Annotated in this window: 17 protein-coding genes, 1 tRNA gene and 2 pseudogenes; 15 read left to right on the top strand and 5 right to left on the bottom strand. The window is 58.2% G+C overall.

Annotated elements, in window-relative coordinates; translation table 11 throughout:
• Window positions 1-2 precede the first annotated feature (2 nt).
• Both HX783_RS25555 and HX783_RS25550 read left to right on the top strand, forming a co-directional pair.
• Window positions 3-1,532, top strand: a complete 1,530-nt coding sequence (locus tag HX783_RS25555) for an NCS1 family nucleobase:cation symporter-1 (protein ID WP_177018711.1) — start codon at window positions 3-5, stop codon at window positions 1,530-1,532.
• 13 nt (window positions 1,533-1,545) lie between these two features.
• On the top strand, window positions 1,546-2,286 hold the full coding sequence (locus HX783_RS25550) for an aspartate/glutamate racemase family protein (RefSeq protein ID WP_177018710.1): 741 nt from the start codon (window positions 1,546-1,548) through the stop codon (window positions 2,284-2,286).
• Here HX783_RS25550 and HX783_RS25545 read toward each other — a convergent pair.
• Window positions 2,261-3,196, bottom strand: a complete 936-nt coding sequence (locus tag HX783_RS25545; protein ID WP_177018709.1) for a LysR family transcriptional regulator — start codon at window positions 3,194-3,196, stop codon at window positions 2,261-2,263. The two genes, HX783_RS25550 and HX783_RS25545, sit on opposite strands and share 26 nt — an antisense overlap.
• Window positions 3,197-3,302: 106 nt before the next feature.
• Between HX783_RS25545 and HX783_RS25540 the strand changes: the two genes are divergently transcribed.
• Window positions 3,303-4,049 (top strand): 3-oxoacyl-ACP reductase family protein, encoded by a 747-nt coding sequence (locus HX783_RS25540; RefSeq protein ID WP_177018708.1) that lies wholly within the window; start codon window positions 3,303-3,305, stop codon window positions 4,047-4,049.
• Between the two features lie 140 nt (window positions 4,050-4,189).
• Here HX783_RS25540 and HX783_RS25535 read toward each other — a convergent pair whose 3' ends face one another.
• A complete protein-coding gene (locus HX783_RS25535; protein ID WP_177018707.1) occupies window positions 4,190-4,879 on the bottom strand; it encodes an HAD-IA family hydrolase in 690 nt (229 codons plus the stop codon).
• A 312-nt stretch (window positions 4,880-5,191) separates the two neighbouring features.
• Here HX783_RS25535 and HX783_RS25530 point away from each other — a divergent pair, with 312 nt between their 5' ends.
• Window positions 5,192-5,518 carry a helix-turn-helix domain-containing protein gene (locus tag HX783_RS25530; protein WP_177018706.1) on the top strand — a complete coding sequence of 109 codons (327 nt, stop codon included), beginning with the start codon at window positions 5,192-5,194 and terminating at the stop codon, window positions 5,516-5,518.
• Between the two features lie 105 nt (window positions 5,519-5,623).
• The gene (locus HX783_RS25525; RefSeq protein ID WP_177018705.1) at window positions 5,624-5,980 is read left to right on the top strand and encodes a DUF2784 domain-containing protein; all 357 of its coding nucleotides are present in this window, start codon (window positions 5,624-5,626) and stop codon (window positions 5,978-5,980) included.
• Here the strand turns inward: HX783_RS25525 and HX783_RS25520 are convergent.
• Entirely contained in the window at window positions 5,967-6,935 is a 969-nt protein-coding gene (locus HX783_RS25520; RefSeq protein ID WP_177018704.1) for an NAD-dependent epimerase/dehydratase family protein, read from the bottom strand. The genes HX783_RS25525 and HX783_RS25520 overlap by 14 nt on opposite strands.
• A gap of 93 nt (window positions 6,936-7,028) precedes the next feature.
• Between HX783_RS25520 and HX783_RS25515 the strand changes: the two genes are divergently transcribed.
• From HX783_RS25515 to HX783_RS25485, 7 genes and pseudogenes are all read left to right on the top strand, one after another.
• Window positions 7,029-7,913: a LysR family transcriptional regulator gene (locus HX783_RS25515; protein ID WP_177018703.1), complete on the top strand. Its 885-nt coding sequence runs from the start codon at window positions 7,029-7,031 to the stop codon at window positions 7,911-7,913.
• A 54-nt stretch (window positions 7,914-7,967) separates the two neighbouring features.
• Window positions 7,968-8,546, top strand: coding sequence for a DUF4337 domain-containing protein (locus HX783_RS25510; RefSeq protein WP_177018702.1), 579 nt, complete (start codon window positions 7,968-7,970; stop codon window positions 8,544-8,546).
• Between the two features lie 225 nt (window positions 8,547-8,771).
• Window positions 8,772-8,947, top strand: a pseudogene (locus tag HX783_RS30085) ((Fe-S)-binding protein); the annotation flags it as partial.
• Between the two features lie 9 nt (window positions 8,948-8,956).
• Complete coding sequence (locus HX783_RS25500) at window positions 8,957-9,310, top strand: gamma-glutamylcyclotransferase family protein (RefSeq protein ID WP_177018701.1); 354 nt, start codon at window positions 8,957-8,959, stop codon at window positions 9,308-9,310.
• Between the two features lie 48 nt (window positions 9,311-9,358).
• Window positions 9,359-9,544: pseudogene (locus HX783_RS25495) on the top strand (short-chain dehydrogenase); the annotation flags it as partial.
• Window positions 9,545-9,737: 193 nt separating this feature from the next.
• The gene (locus HX783_RS25490) at window positions 9,738-10,115 is read left to right on the top strand and encodes a c-type cytochrome (protein WP_177018700.1); all 378 of its coding nucleotides are present in this window, start codon (window positions 9,738-9,740) and stop codon (window positions 10,113-10,115) included.
• Between the two features lie 229 nt (window positions 10,116-10,344).
• Window positions 10,345-11,016 carry a hypothetical protein gene (locus HX783_RS25485; RefSeq protein WP_177018699.1) on the top strand — a complete coding sequence of 224 codons (672 nt, stop codon included), beginning with the start codon at window positions 10,345-10,347 and terminating at the stop codon, window positions 11,014-11,016.
• A gap of 83 nt (window positions 11,017-11,099) precedes the next feature.
• Here HX783_RS25485 and HX783_RS25480 read toward each other — a convergent pair.
• Window positions 11,100-11,189: transfer RNA gene (locus tag HX783_RS25480), tRNA-Ser, on the bottom strand.
• Between the two features lie 336 nt (window positions 11,190-11,525).
• Between HX783_RS25480 and HX783_RS25475 the strand changes: the two genes are divergently transcribed.
• The 3 genes from HX783_RS25475 (at window position 11,526) to HX783_RS25465 (ending at window position 14,193) form a co-directional block, all read left to right on the top strand.
• Window positions 11,526-12,218, top strand: a complete 693-nt coding sequence (locus HX783_RS25475) for a crotonase/enoyl-CoA hydratase family protein (protein ID WP_159959005.1) — start codon at window positions 11,526-11,528, stop codon at window positions 12,216-12,218.
• Window positions 12,219-12,432: 214 nt separating this feature from the next.
• Window positions 12,433-13,179 (top strand): 1-acyl-sn-glycerol-3-phosphate acyltransferase, encoded by a 747-nt coding sequence (locus HX783_RS25470; protein ID WP_177018698.1) that lies wholly within the window; start codon window positions 12,433-12,435, stop codon window positions 13,177-13,179.
• A gap of 42 nt (window positions 13,180-13,221) precedes the next feature.
• Window positions 13,222-14,193, top strand: coding sequence for a magnesium and cobalt transport protein CorA (locus tag HX783_RS25465; protein WP_159959009.1), 972 nt, complete (start codon window positions 13,222-13,224; stop codon window positions 14,191-14,193).
• Here the strand turns inward: HX783_RS25465 and HX783_RS25460 are convergent.
• Window positions 14,190-14,915, bottom strand: coding sequence for an amidotransferase (locus HX783_RS25460; RefSeq protein WP_177018697.1), 726 nt, complete (start codon window positions 14,913-14,915; stop codon window positions 14,190-14,192). The genes HX783_RS25465 and HX783_RS25460 overlap by 4 nt on opposite strands.
• Between the last annotated feature and the right edge of the window lie 203 nt (window positions 14,916-15,118).

The raw sequence follows: 15,118 nt of genomic DNA, 5'->3' as shown, positions 1-15,118 counted from the left end.
GAATGCGTACAAGCCTCTCGAATAACATCGCACTGGATCTGCCCTCCTCCGCCCTGAGCCCCGAGGCGCCAAGCCCCGGCCCGCTGGTACTCAGTTCGCGCCTGCATAACAGAGACCTGGCGCCCACCAAGGTCGAAGGCCGACGTTGGGGCCGCTACAGCATCTTTGCGCTGTGGACCAATGACGTGCACAACATCGCTAATTATTCATTTGCCATCGGTTTGTATGCGCTGGGACTGGGCGGCTGGCAGATTTTGATGTCGCTGGGCATCGGTGCGGCGCTGGTGTACTTCTTCATGAACTTATCGGGTTTTATGGGCCAGAAGACCGGCGTGCCTTTCCCGGTTATCAGCCGCATCAGTTTCGGCATTCACGGTGCACAACTTCCGGCGTTGATTCGTGCGGTGATAGCGATTGCCTGGTTTGGGATCCAGACCTACTTGGCTTCGGTGGTTTTTCGCGTGCTGTTGTCGGCGATTCACCCGGGCTTTGCCGACTATGACCACAACTCAATCCTCGGCCTGTCGACCCTGGGCTGGGCGTGTTTCGTGGCGATATGGTTTGTGCAACTGGTGATCCTGGCGTACGGCATGGAAATGGTGCGCCGCTATGAAGCATTCGCCGGGCCGGTGATCCTGGTGACGGTGGCGTCGCTGGCCGGTTGGATGTACTTCCAGGTTGGCGGCAATATTGCCTGGTCGATCCGCGAGCCGCTGAGTGGCGGCGAGATGTGGCGCAATATCTTCGCCGGCGGCGCGCTGTGGTTGACCATCTACGGCACGCTGATCCTCAATTTCTGCGACTTTGCTCGCTCCTCGCCCTGCCGCAAGACCATCCTGGTCGGTAATTTCTGGGGCTTGCCGGTGAACATCCTGGTGTTTGCCGCCATCACCGTGCTGCTCTGTGGCGGGCAATTCCAGCTCAATGGCCGGGTGATCGAAAGCCCGACCGAAATCATCGCGGCCATCCCCAATACCTTCTTCCTCGTGCTGGGCTGCCTGGCGTTCCTGATCGTCACCGTGGCGGTGAACATCATGGCCAACTTCGTCGCCCCCGCGTTTGTGCTGAGTAACCTGGCGCCCAAGTACCTGAACTTTCGCCGCGCCGGATTGATCAGCGCCACCCTGGCGGTGCTGATCCTGCCGTGGAACCTCTACAACAGCCCGCTGGTGATTGTGTATTTCCTCTCCGGCCTGGGCGCACTGCTGGGGCCGCTGTACGGGGTGATCATGGTCGATTACTGGCTGATTCGTAAAAGCCAGGTGGATGTCTTGCAGCTGTATAGCGAAGCCCCCAATGGCGTTTATTACTACAGCCGTGGGGTCAATTTACGCGCGGTCGCGGCGTTTATTCCTGCGGCAGTGATCGCGATTCTGTTGGCGCTGCTGCCCGGCTTTGCCAGCGTCGCACCGTTTTCCTGGCTGTTTGGCGCCGGTATTGCAGGGCTGTTGTACCTGTTGATCGCCAAGCGTCAGCCGTTCTACGCCGATATCAGCGGCGAAAGCATTGCAGTCGATAACGTCAGTCACTAACCAAGGACATTCCATGCGTATCCTCGTGGTCAACGTCAACACCACCGAATCCATCACCGAAACCATCGCCCAACAGGCGCGGGCCGTGGCCGCGCCCGGCACCGAGATCGTCGGGCTCACCCCGTACTTTGGCGCCGAGTCGGTGGAGGGCAACTTTGAGAGCTACCTGGCGGCCATTGCGGTGATGGACCGAGTGATGGCTTACGACCAGCCGTTTGATGCGGTGATCCAGGCCGGTTATGGCGAGCATGGTCGTGAAGGCTTGCAGGAATTGTTGAACGTGCCGGTAGTGGACATCACCGAAGCGGCAGCCAGCACAGCGATGTTTTTGGGCCATGCCTATTCGGTAGTGACCACACTGGACCGTACCGTGCCGTTGATCGAAGACCGGCTGAAACTTGCCGGCCTGTATCAGCGCTGTGCCTCGGTGCGCGCCAGTGGCATGGCCGTGCTGGAGCTGGAAGAGGATCCGCTGGCCGCCATGGAAGCTATCGTGCGCCAGGCGGAACTGGCCATCCGCGAGGACAAGGCCGAGGTGATCTGCCTCGGCTGCGGCGGCATGGCTGGGCTGGATGAGCAGATTCGCCAGCGTACGGGTGTGCCGGTGGTGGATGGGGTGACGGCGGCGGTAACGATTGCTGAGTCGCTGGTGCGGCTGGGGTTGTCGACGTCGAAGATCAGGACTTATGCGACGCCGCGGCCGAAGAAGGTTATTGGCTGGCCTCGGTCTACAGCCGTGCCTGAACCGCGCTGAATCGCTGGCCCCACCGCTGCTCGGCAAACTGCTCAATGATGAAGTCCACAAACGCCCGGGTTTTGCCGGGCAGCAGTTTGTGTTCGGCGTAGTAGATAGAGATGTTGCCATCGTCGACGTACCACTCGGGCAACACCCGCACCACCGCGCCGCTGTCGAGAAACGGCAACGCCATCGGCATGCTCACCAGCGCAATACCCAGGCCTTGGGCGCTGGCGCAACAGGCGGCTTCGGAATCGCTCATGGTCATGCCGGGCTTGAGCACCAACGGGCGTTGCTCACGCTCCGGGCCGGTAAGCTGCCAGGAGCGCACGCGGCCGGTTTGCGGAGAGCGGATCAGGATGCCCAGGCACCGCGATAAATCTTCGGGCGCCTGCACTGGCAGGCGTCGCGCCAGATAATCCGGCGCAGCCACCAGCACCCGGTGCGCCGGCGTCAGCTTGCGCGCCACCACCCCCGGCGGCAGTTCAAAACCACCGCCAATAGCCGCATCGAAGCCCTGGCCGATCAAGTCGACCTGGCGGTTATCGAAATGCCAGTCCGGGCTGATATCCGGAAAGCGCCGCATAAACTCCCCCAGCAGCGGCACCACATAACGATTACCGAACACCGTGCCCATGCTGACCTTGAGCGTGCCCACCGGCCGCCCTTCGGCGCTGGCAAGGTTGGCCACGGCGTTCTGGATGGTGGTGAGGCTACCGCTGACTTCGTCGAGGAACAGCTTGCCGGCCTCCGTCAGGGTCAGGCGGCGGGTGCTGCGCTGGAACAGCCGCACACCCAGGCGCGCTTCCAGCTTGGCAACGCTTTTGCCTACCGCCGCCGGGGTCAGGCTGAGGTGCCGGGCCGCCTCGGCAAAGCTGCCGCCTTCGGCGCTGCGCACAAAGCATTCGATACTGCCAAAGCTTTCCATATCGCCACACTCTAAACTTTTGGTTTACACAGACTATAGCAATCACGGTCTACCGGGCTGGCGGGGTGAGGTCGATACTCGACTCATCAACTACCTGGAGATCGACATGACCACACACAACCTCACTGGCAAAGTTGCCTTGATTCAAGGCGGTTCCCGCGGTATTGGCGCCGCCATCGTCAAGCGCCTGGCCGCAGAAGGCGCAGCCGTCGCCTTTACCTACGTCAGCTCGGCGGCAAAAGCCGAAGAATTGCAAAACAGCGTGATCGACGCAGGCGGCAAAGCCTTGGCCATTCAAGCTGACAGCGCGGATGCCACGGCGATTCGCAATGCGGTCAACGCCACCGTCGAAGCCTTTGGGCGCCTGGATATCCTGGTGAACAACGCCGGTGTATTGGCCATCGCGCCTCTGGAAGACTTCAAGCTGGAAGATTTTGACCAGACCTTGGCGATCAATGTGCGCAGCGTATTTATCGCCACCCAGGAAGCGGCCAAACATATGGGTGAAGGCGGCCGTGTGATCAACATCGGCAGCACCAATGCCGAGCGCATGCCGTTCGGCGGTGGTGGGCCGTATGCGATGAGCAAGGCGGCACTGGTGGGGTTGACCAAGGGTTTGGCGCGGGACCTGGGGCCGCGCGGCATCACGATAAACAACGTGCAGCCTGGGCCGGTGGACACTGACATGAACCCGGCGAACAGTGAATTTGCCGAGACGTTGATTGGGTTGATGGCGGTGGGGCGTTATGGGCAGGTGGAGGAGATTGCGAGTTTTGTGGCGTATCTGGCGGGGCCTGAGGCTGGGTATATCACCGGTGCAAGCTTGACCATTGATGGTGGTTTCAGCGTCTGATCGGAAAGGTCTTCAGAACACTGCGAAACCAAATGTGGGAGCGGGCTTGCTCGCGAAGGCGGCGTGTCAGTCAATGAATACATCGACTGATGCACCGCTTTCGCAGGCAAGCCAGCTCCCACATTTTTGTCCCTGTTTATTCAGGGGAAAGGGGGTAGGCCGTAGGCGGCCAGGTCGAAGTCTGCGAGTTTGCGGATGATCTGGTCGGCATGCGCGTACTTGCTGTCGGCCATGGCTTCATCCGGCACGGCGATGGCGGTCATATGGGCGGCCTTCGCGGCGGTTACGCCGAACGGCGAATCTTCGAATACCAGGCAGTCTTCTGGCGCCACGCCCAGGCGGCGTGCGGCGGTGAGGAAGATGTCCGGCGCAGGCTTGGCGGCACCGACTTCCGGGTCATCAGCCGTCACGATGGTGCCGAACAGGCTAAACCATTCGCGGTGCAAGGTGGTCTTGTGGCCAAACGAATTGCGCGACGAACTGGTGCCCACCGCGATTGGAATGTTATGCGCCTTCAAGTGCCGCACCAGCGCTTCGGCGCCGGGCATGCCCAAGGCCTTGGGGAACCGCTCGCTCATCAGCGGTTCACGAATTTCGAGAAATTCAGCCGGTGTAATCGGCAAGTCCAGTGCCTTGACCACATAGTCAGCCAGGTCCTGTGCGCCACGGCCGATGATGTGTTGCTTAATGCCCCAGTCATAAGTGCGGCCGTAACGTTCGGCGATGATCTGCGTGACTTCGGTGTAGATGCCTTCAGTGTCCAGCAACAAGCCGTCCATATCGAAAATCACGGCCTTGATTGGACCGACTGCAGTACGCGGTGCATTCATCACAACAGAACCTTGGGAGAAGGACTAAAAGGATTCAGCACAATAGCGGCCCAGGTTGCCTGCAAGCAACCTTTGCGGCTCGGTATTGATAACCACACTGATCAACTACGCCAAGGCAGTTGTGGGCAAACGCGCGCGTCGTAACGTTTGCGAAGTAAGGCTTACATGCAGCAACAGCTTCGATCAGCTGGCCTCGGGAGACAGGCTAACGTTGGAAGGTACCCGGCTTAGTGTATTTGCAAAAAAGGCCCTAAAAACTTGTTAAAGCCTTATCAAAAAATAAGCCTTAAATAAGGCTTAAGCAGGAAAAACATGATCAGTGCGTCCCCCCACATACAAGTCATCAATGACCTGGAAGGCAAGCCTGCGTTTGTGGTGATCCCTTACGGGCAATACCTCGCACAGCAAGGCCGAAACCACCTTATTCCGTATCAAGTCGTCAGCCTGATTATCGATGGGGTCAGCCCCATCCGCGCCTGGCGCAAGCACCTGAACTTGACCCAGTTAGAAGTGGCCAACCGCCTGGGAATTTCACAATCCGCTTTCGCCCAACAAGAAGCGGTGAACAAACCTCGCCGGGCAACGCGGGAAAAGATAGCCAAGGCGTTTGGCATTAAGGCCACTCAACTGGAGCTATAGCGTTACTCAGGAAAATCCGCGTCCTCATTTACCTCAGCCACACGTTAAAATCAGCTGTAACACCACGGCGCCTGAAGCCGACCAACCTTAAAAGCGAACCCACACATGCTCTATCGCGTCGCCGCCGACAGCCTGGTGCTGTTTCACCTGTGTTTCATCCTGTTCGTTCTGTTCGGCGGTCTGTTGGCGCTCAAATGGCGGCCGGTCATGTGGCTGCACCTGCCCGCCGCCGCCTGGGGTGTGGCCGTGGAAGTGTTCCACCTGCCCTGCCCGCTGACCCGCTGGGAAAACCTGCTGCGCCACCTCGCCGGGCAGGACGGTTATGGCGGTGGGTTTATCGAGCATTACATCCTCACGCTGATCTACCCGGCGGGGCTGACCCCAAACATTCAATTGGTGCTCGGGGCGCTGGTGTTGCTGATCAACATCGCGGTGTATGTGCACTTGATCAGGCGGGCGTAGGCAGGCAGCCCAGGTCGACCAATGTGGCTTCCACCGCCTGTTCCAGCGGCGTGTGCGGTTCCCGCCCCAGCGTCGCAACCAGTCGCCTGTTATCGAGTAACAGCGGTGTTTGCCACAGGTAACGCATCTCCTGCATCTCGCGGATGGTGACGACAAAGGGCGCCATCAATTTCATCAACCACCACGGGAAGCGACCTACGCGTGGTTGATGGCCCGTCCTACGCAATACCACGCGCTGGATCGCCTGGGTCATCTGCCTGCCATCGGTGTCCACGTGCCCCGCCATATGAAAGCGCGCGAACGCATCAAGGCTAGCCCGCCGCTCAATCAACTCAAGCAGAGTGCGCGCCACATCCGGGAGGTACGCCCATTGATGTGCCACACCGGGAACGCCCGGATAACTCACGGCGCTCACGGGCTTGCCGGGCTTGACCAGCCCTTGGGCAAACCAGTTGTTAGCCACCCGCGCACCGAAAAAGTCCCCGGCGCGCACGATCAACACCCGCGCGCCCTGGCGGGAAGCCTGCTCCAAACGCTGCTCCAGCTGCACGCGGATCGCGCCTTTGCGGGTTTGCGGGTGCTGCGGCGAGTCTTCGTGCAGCACAGGAAAGGCGTCCGGCCCGAAGTTGTAGACCGTACCGGGCAACACGATGGTCGCGCCCTCGGCGATGGCCGCCGCAATGCTGTTGTCGATCATCGGCAATACCAGCTCAGCCCAGTTGCGATAACCCGGCGGGTTGACCGCATGCACGATCACCGCGCAACCAAGGGCAGCACAGAGCACGTCTTGACGATTGAGCGCGTCGCCCTTAAGCCAGGACAAGGTCGAGTTCTCACGCCGGGCTTTGTCCACATCCCGGGTCAACGCACAGACCTCCCAGCCCGACGCGCTCATCTGCCGCGCCACTTCGCCACCAATCCCACCCGTTGCACCCAATACCAGAACCTTGCCCATGACCTTCTCCTAAATATGTTGGTGAAGCCATTTTGTGGGCCACATCGCTATAGATAAATTGCCGAAGAGCATCCAGCCGCTATACATTTATGCATGGCAGCAAATATTGGTTGGGAGCTTTACCGGTCATTCCTCGGCGTACTCAAGGAAGGCTCGTTGTCGGGGGCCGCACGGCAGCTCGGCATCACACAGCCCACGGTCGGCCGGCACATTGCTGCGCTGGAAACGGCGCTGGGCGTGGTGCTGTTCACCCGCTCGCCTACCGGGCTGTTGCCCACTGCCGTCGCCCACACGATGCGCGCCCACGCCGAAACCATGGAACGCACCGCCGCCGCCCTCGAACGCGCGGCGTCCTCAAAGGGCGATGAAGTGCGCGGCGTGGTGCGGGTCTCCGCCAGTGAAGTGGTCGGCGTGGAGGTGTTGCCGCCGATCATCACCGAACTGCGCCGCCAGCACCCGCACCTGCGCGTTGAATTGATCCTCACCAACCGCCTGATTGACCTGCTGCAACTGGAAGCCGACATCGCCGTGCGCATGGTGCGCCCCAGCCAGGAGCAACTGCTGGCGCGACGCGTGGGCTTGATCGAAGTGGGCCTGCATGCCCGCGATGACTACCTGCAAGCACACGGCACTCCACTTCAAATGCAGGACTTGGTCAGCCACTCAGTGATCGGCTTCGACCAGGAAAACGCGTTTATCCGCAGCCTGGCCATCAAGGGCTTTGAGCGCAGCGCCTTTGCCCTCAGCAGCGACAGCGACTTGGCGCAATTGGCGCTGATCCGCGCCGGTGCCGGTATCGGCGGCTGCCAAGTGCAACTGGCCAAGCAGGACCCACACCTGCGGCGGGTGCTGCCTGAAGGTTTCGCGTTCAAGATGGACACCTGGGTGACCATGCACGAAGACCTGCGCAACAGCCCGCGCTGCCGGGTAACCTTCGATGCGCTGGTCGCGGGTTTGCAGCGTTACGTACAGGCTTGAGACAGCTTCACTGGTAAAGAATCAGTCTCCCTCATTCCGTTCGTAGACGCCCCCATGTCCGAAGCCTTCGAAGTCCCCAGCCCCCACGAAAAACACATCGAACACACCACCGAACATGCCCACGGGCGCGGTGACAATTTCGCCAGCCGCATCGCCGTGATGACCGCGCTGATGGCCACCCTCGGCGCCATGCTCAGCTACCAGGCCGGCTCCACCGAGAGCGAAGCGGCGATGGACAAAAACAACGCCGCCATCATCAAGACCGAAGCCGCCAACCAGTGGAACTACTACCAAGCCAAGTCCAGCCGCCAGAACCTGGCGGAACTGGCCACGCACATTCCCGGCGTGGATGCCGCGCATTACAAGGATGAGATCGAGCGCTACAAAGGCCAGAAGGAAGAAGTGCGCAAGCAGGCCGAAAAGCTTGAGGCCACCTCCAAGGAATGGGATCAAAAATCCGAGGAAGCCCTGCACCAGCATCACCGCTGGGCCCAGGCGATGACCGCGATTCAGATCGCGATTTCATTGGCGGCGATTACGTTGCTCACGCGCAAGGAATGGCTCAAACGCATGTCCTACACCGCCGGCGGCGTAGCCGTAGTACTGGGCACCCTGGCCTGGCTACACCTCTAACAAACTGAACACAGTCAAAAAAATGTGGGAGCGGGCTTGCTCGCGAATACGGTCTTTCAGACACATAGAGATGACTGACCCGCCGCCTTCGCGAGCAAGCCCGCTCCCACATGTAATCTCCAGTGTTTTCAGGATTGGGCTCTGCCGTCACCTCGCTATATAGTAAAATGCACAACGCCGTTCCACCCGAGGACATCCCGGTAACCGCACACCCCAAAGAAGCCCGAGCTGTACCGCTACGCCGAGAAACAGGCCATGGGCTGGCGACTCAACCTCGACATCAAAGGCCACCGCATGGCGATTTCGAGCACTGCCCGAATGCCGGGCTGTGGACTCTGGAAATCCAGATTGCCCACCCGAGCAAGCCCTACGGCGCTTTTTACGAAGACTTACTCGCTTAAGGAATACCTATGGAACACTCCACCCAATTTCCTGTGCTGCTGTTTTCCTATGGCACCTTGCAGGACAAGGCCGTGCAACTGGCCAACTTCGGCCGGGAGTTAGTCGGGCAGCACGACGCCATGCTCGGCTATTCGCAGAGCTGGGTAGAAATCACCGACCCGGAAGTACTGGCCACCAGCGGCAAGACCCACCACCCGATCGTCGCGCCGACCGAGGAAAAGGCTGCCAGCGTTGAAGGCATGGTCTTTCAGATCAACGAGCAGGAACTGACAGCGGCGGATGCCTATGAAGTGTCGGACTACAAACGCGTGTCCGTGGCGCTGGCTTCGGGCCTGACTGCACGGGTGTACGTGCAGGCGTAATCCGACGGCATGCGCATGAGCATCTGTATGAGGCAACGGAACATGGGCCTCGACGCCGCAAGTTGTCGGCTTCGGGCTGTCACCCAAGTTCTTGAGAACCTTGCACTACGTAGCGAAATAAGTAGTGATGCAGTTGTGCTCAGCGACTTTGCCCTGCTCTGCTCAATTCCGCTGCGCGACGGCTGCGACCTGCTGGATGTCATAGCGCGGCGGATGGACATGCCGCGCGTATGATCTAAGAACGCCCCGTTTTCAAACGCCACAACCCCCCAGGTCTCTGCCGAAACCTGGGGGTTTTGTTTGTCTCGTATTTGACGCCACGTCCCTCGCTTTAGAATTCAAGGGCTCGCCTATACACTTCGCTGCAATGGAACCTGCGGGATTCCCCTCGATTCAGCCCTGACTCAAATAACAAGACCCTATAAAAATGAAAATAGTGTTCATCGCAACGCTGGGAATGTTAACGCTCATTCAAACATCACTGTCCTTCGCAGAAAATACCAATGGGAAAAACCTGTTCTTACAGCGATGCGCCATGTGCCACGGAGCTGATATCAAGGGAACAGGACCATTAGCGAACAAGAGCAACCCGCCGACACCTAACCTCACAACACCTGCGTTCAAGAAGCGACTCAATGACTATCCGGGCGTTATTGTATCGTCGGTAATACTCCGCCCCAATGGAGACTTGATTCCAAGAACGTTGCGAGAGAATGGTGTGAAGGTAGCGCCGCACGCTTGGACGATTAATGATCTGCGCGACTTGAACCAATACATGAGTGACGTAATTTCGAAAAAACGATAATTTTCAAATAGGAAAAATCATAAAATATAAAAGCTGACGAATTCATTCCCGCGCCATGACCTCTTTAGAGCTAAAATAATCTCACCTCCTTTTTTCGTGACACTAGCTTTTCATCTTGAATTTCACGAACAACAAAACCAAACAACCTGTTACCTATTGCTAAACGTTTACACATTTCGCTAAAACTACTGCAGTAGATTCAGCTATACGTCCAACATGGAGAATTTCAGTGGATAAAGAAACAATAGTTAGCACCGTCACTTGGCACCTCGAATTTGCTGCATTTTCGGCCGCTGAGATCACGAACTTCAAACCTCCTGCCGATGCATTCAAAATGCGCATGCACTATTCGCTCTATGCATCAAACCTCCTTGGCGCCGTTGACGCGGTTCGAGATGCTCTCGGTACAGGTTTTGAGACTAAGATTAAGAGCGCACTTTCCCTCGGAAGATTTTCAGGTGAAGAGGTGCTAGGGTACTTGAGAGAGCTGCGCAACGGCGCCGTACACCGGGGAGTTGATCTTACTGCCGGAGGATTGGTGATGGGCGACGTAGTATGCGCAGTCGCTCCGAGCCAAGTGACCAACCGAGGCGGTGAAAAGGTGTATTCCGCTCCCACTCAGTTGCTAATTGACCTGTTCCGACACGGCGATGAAAAAATGAAGCCTATTTTAGAAGAGGCCCTTGAACCAGCGCTGTCTACTTTATCTGCCTCGGCATCTGAATGTGACGTTGCCCAAGCCTACGACTTCATTGACTCAGTAGCCCACATGCCTGAATGGGTGAAGAAAAAGGCCCGGCAATCTCTCAGCGCGGAAATGATAACTGCCGCACGGCAGCATAGCTGCGAGAAATTAAGACGCCTGCTCAACATGCCGTTCGGCCAACGCCTAGCGTCGTAGCGGCTGATACACGTTTTTTGCTTTTCTGAAACTACAAAACCCTTGGCTTCTTTCGAAACCAAGGGTTTTGTTTACATCGAATGTGGCGGTGAAGGAGAGATTCGAACTCTCGATACAATTTCTTGTATACACACTTTCCAGGCGTGCTCCTTAAGCCACTCGGACACTTCACCGTATCTCGTCAAACCAGTTCAGTCTGTCGAGGCGCGCTAATGTAGTCGAAAGCCTTTCTGATGGCAAAGGTTTTTTTCAGAATTTTCATGCGGTTAGACGGTTATGCCGTTGCCCGCCCGGCAAGGGGCGGTGATTGTGCCATTCTCGGGCATTGGCGGTGTGTGTTTGGGATGGTCGCCGCGCCCTGCTTCGGGCCGTCTAACCTTGGGGATGCGGGAAAAGTCTGACTGGGTAGTCAGTCACGGCGCTTTACCGGGGCGGGCGTGGTGGGTAACGTCTGCGCATGCGCTTCTATAAACAGCCTATCTATAACAAATCCTACAAGGAACCGCGTCATGAGTGAGTTGATTGCCTACCACCTCGAAGACGGTATCGCGACCCTGACCTTGAGCAACGGCAAGGTGAATGCCATTTCTCCGGCGGTGGTCAGTGAATTTAATGCGGCACTGGATCAGGCCGAGAAGGATCGGGCAGTGGTGATCATCACCGGCACGCCGGGGATTCTGTCGGGTGGTTATGATTTGAAGGTGATGACGGCCGGGCCTAAAGAGGCGATCAGCCTGGTAACGTCGGGCTCGACGTTGGCGCGTCGCCTGTTGTCGCACCCGTTCCCGGTGATTGTGGCGTGCCCTGGGCATGCGGTAGCCAAGGGCGCGTTCCTGCTGTTGTCGGCGGATTATCGAATTGGCGTGGAAGGCCCGTTCAGCATTGGCCTGAATGAAGTGGCAATCGGTATGACCATGCACCACGCCGGTATCGAGCTGGCGCGGGATCGTCTGCGCAAGTCGGCGTTTCATCGTTCGGTGATCAATGCCGAGATGTTCGACCCGCAGGGCGCCTTGGGCGCTGGCTTCCTCGATAAGGTGGTAGCACCGGAGGAGCTGCATGCGGCGGCCCTGGAAGCGGCGCGTCAATTGAAGAAGATCAACATGAACGCCCACAAGCACACCAAGCTGAAGGTGCGTAAGGCACTGCTGGAAGCCTTGGATGATGCAATCATTCAGGATCAGGGCCACAACCTGGGTTGATGCCTTACAAGCTGCCGTTCTAGAGCCCGACCTTGAGTCGGGCTTTTTCTTACAAACTAATCCGAAATAACCTAAACCGCTCTAGCCGGGCGATATCGGCACACGCTGAAACATGTGCTTAAACATCGCCTATCTCCTACGTCTGTAGGGGCAATTGCCGAATACAGTGCACATCCGTACACTGCGCCACCTTTTGTCCCGATGGGCCGTGTCGATGCTTTTTTTGTTACGTATGTTGTTGATGGGCCTGCACTTTATCGTCGCCGGTGTGCTGGGCGTGCTGTTGGGTATCTGTCGGCCGTTCAACCCGGACAACAGCCGCCTGTGTGCTCGCCTCTATGGGGTGCCTGCGATGTGGCTGTTGCGCCTGAAGGTGAAGGCGGATGTCGACTCGCTGCGCGACAAGCCCGGCACGTGCGTGATCATCGCGAACCACCAGTCCAACTACGACCTGTTTGTGCTGGGCACTGTGGTGCCGCATCGCACGGTGTGTATCGCCAAGAAAAGCCTGAAATGGGTGCCGCTGTTCGGCCAGTTGTTCTGGCTGGCGGGCAATGTGCTGATCGACCGTGGCAACGCGCACAAAGCGCGGCGCGCGATGCTCACCACCACGCATACCTTGCAACACGAAGACACCTCAATCTGGGTGTTCCCGGAGGGCACGCGCAACCTGGGCAAAGGGCTGCTGCCGTTCAAGAAAGGCGCGTTTCATATGGCAATTGCAGCCGGCGTTCCGATCGTGCAGGTGTGTGTGAGTAATTACGTCACGCACATGCAGCTTAATCGCTGGAACAGTGGTGATGTGCTCATACGTTCGCTGCCGCCGATTCCTACTGAGGGGCTGACTTCGGATGACATCCCGCAGTTAATGCAGGCGTGCCAGAAACAGATGGATGAATGCGTTGCAGCGATGGACCGCGAACTGCAAAGCGCCGTAACAATCGAACTCGCTTCCAGCTAAGCTGCCCAACACCTGTCCTCCTAATAAGAAGCGATCAGCACCATGGGTAGAGTTGTTGCGGCGGCCGTTTACAGCGCCGGTAAGAAAGTCACTGATATCACCCTCGACGAAGGCGCAGCCTGGGCCGCCAAACCCGACCACTTTGTGTGGATCGGCCTGGAAGAGCCCAACGCCCACGAGCTGGCAAACCTGCAACGCCAGTTCAACCTGCATGAATTGGCCATCGAAGACGCCCTGGAAAAGCACAGCCGCCCGAAGCTGGAAACCTTCGGTGATGCGCTGTTTATCGTCACCTATTCACCGGTGCGCGAGAACGGCAAGCTGGAGTTTATCGAAACCCATATCTTCGCCGGCAACGGCTACATCATCACCGCACGCAACGGGCATTCGGCGTCCTACGGCTATGTACGCCAACGCTGTGAGGCGCGGCCGTTATTGCTGGAGCATGGGGAAGATTTCGTACTCTATGCGTTGCTGGATTTCGTCACCGAAAACTACCAGCCGGTGAGCGAAGCGATCCACGCCGAGATAGATGAGCTGGAGCGCAACGTGCTGTGCAGTTCACTGAGCGAGCGCGATATCCAGAACCTCCACGGCCTGCGCCGCGACGTGCTACGGCTCAAGCGCTACGTGGCGCCGATGGTGGAGATCAGCCAGGAATTGCAGAAGCTGAGCTTCCCGTTTATCGACAAGAACATGCGCCCCTACTTCCGTGATGTGCAGATCCACGTGACGCGGCAGATGGAAGACCTCACCACCCTGCGCGATATTGCCAGCCAGACCATCGAGATCGGTGTGTTGCTGGAGGCTTCACGCCAGAGCGTGGTGCAGCGTAAGTTCGCCGCGTGGGCGGCGATCCTGGCGTTCCCCACGGCGGTGGCGGGGATTTATGGGATGAACTTCCAGAACATGCCCGAGCTGCAATGGCACTACGGCTATTTTGCGGTGCTCGGGTTTATTGCGGTGGGCTGCACCAGTTTGTGGGCCAGCTTCAAGCGTTCAGGTTGGCTTTAAGCCGCTGCATCTGGCTTGTGCGCGACAAAGCGCATCATCCATTCCGCCACGGTGACGCCGTGGTGGTCGCGCTCAAGGCTTGCGACGCCGTTGGTGTAGACCTTTTCGCCCAGAGTTGTCTGAAGAATCTCCAGCAGCTCGCGGGAATAGTCGTGGATGAATTCCGGGTGACCCTGGAAACACAGCACCTGGTCGCCGATGTGGTAAGCGGCGAACGGGCAAAAAGCGCTGGAGGCGATGACGGTGGCGTTTTCCGGCAAGGTGGTCACTTGGTCCTGGTGGCTGATCAGTAGCGTCAACTCTTCCACTTCCGGGCTCATCCACGGCGCTTTTGCGTCGAGTTTGTAGTCGTGGATGCCCATGCCCCAACCCTGGCCGGCGCGTTCGGTCTTGCCGCCCAGCAGCAGTGCCAACAGTTGGTGGCCGAAGCAGATGCCGAGCAACTTGTCGCCGCGCTCATAGCGCTGGAGCAAGTAGGTTTTGAGGGTCTGGATCCACGGGTCGGTGCCAAAGGAATCGGCCTTGCTGCCGGTGACGAGGTAGGCGTCAAACACTTCATCATCCGACGGGTATTCGCCCTGCACCACGTTGTAGACCACGAATTCGGCGGCAATCGGTTGCTTGGAAAACAGGCGCTTGAACATCTGCCCGTACCCTTGGTACTGATCGATCAAACCTGGACGCAGGATATCGGTTTCCAGGATACAGACGCGTAGCGACATAAAAAATACCTGACACGGTGATGGGAATAATGCACACCCCAGAGCCTGCCTTGAAATGTACCTGCAAAGCAAGTCCCGCCAGGTGACTCACTGTGGGAGCTGGCTTGCCTGCGATGGCGTCATATCAGCCGAGCTGTGCTTTGGCTGATACACCGCTATCGCGGGCAAGCCCGCTCCCACATGGGTTTTCTGTGATTCAGTGT

The sequence above is a fragment of the Pseudomonas sp. D2002 genome (assembly GCF_013385735.1).
Classification (GTDB): Bacteria; Pseudomonadota; Gammaproteobacteria; order Pseudomonadales; family Pseudomonadaceae; genus Aquipseudomonas.
This window is presented reverse-complemented; position numbering and strand designations above follow the sequence as displayed.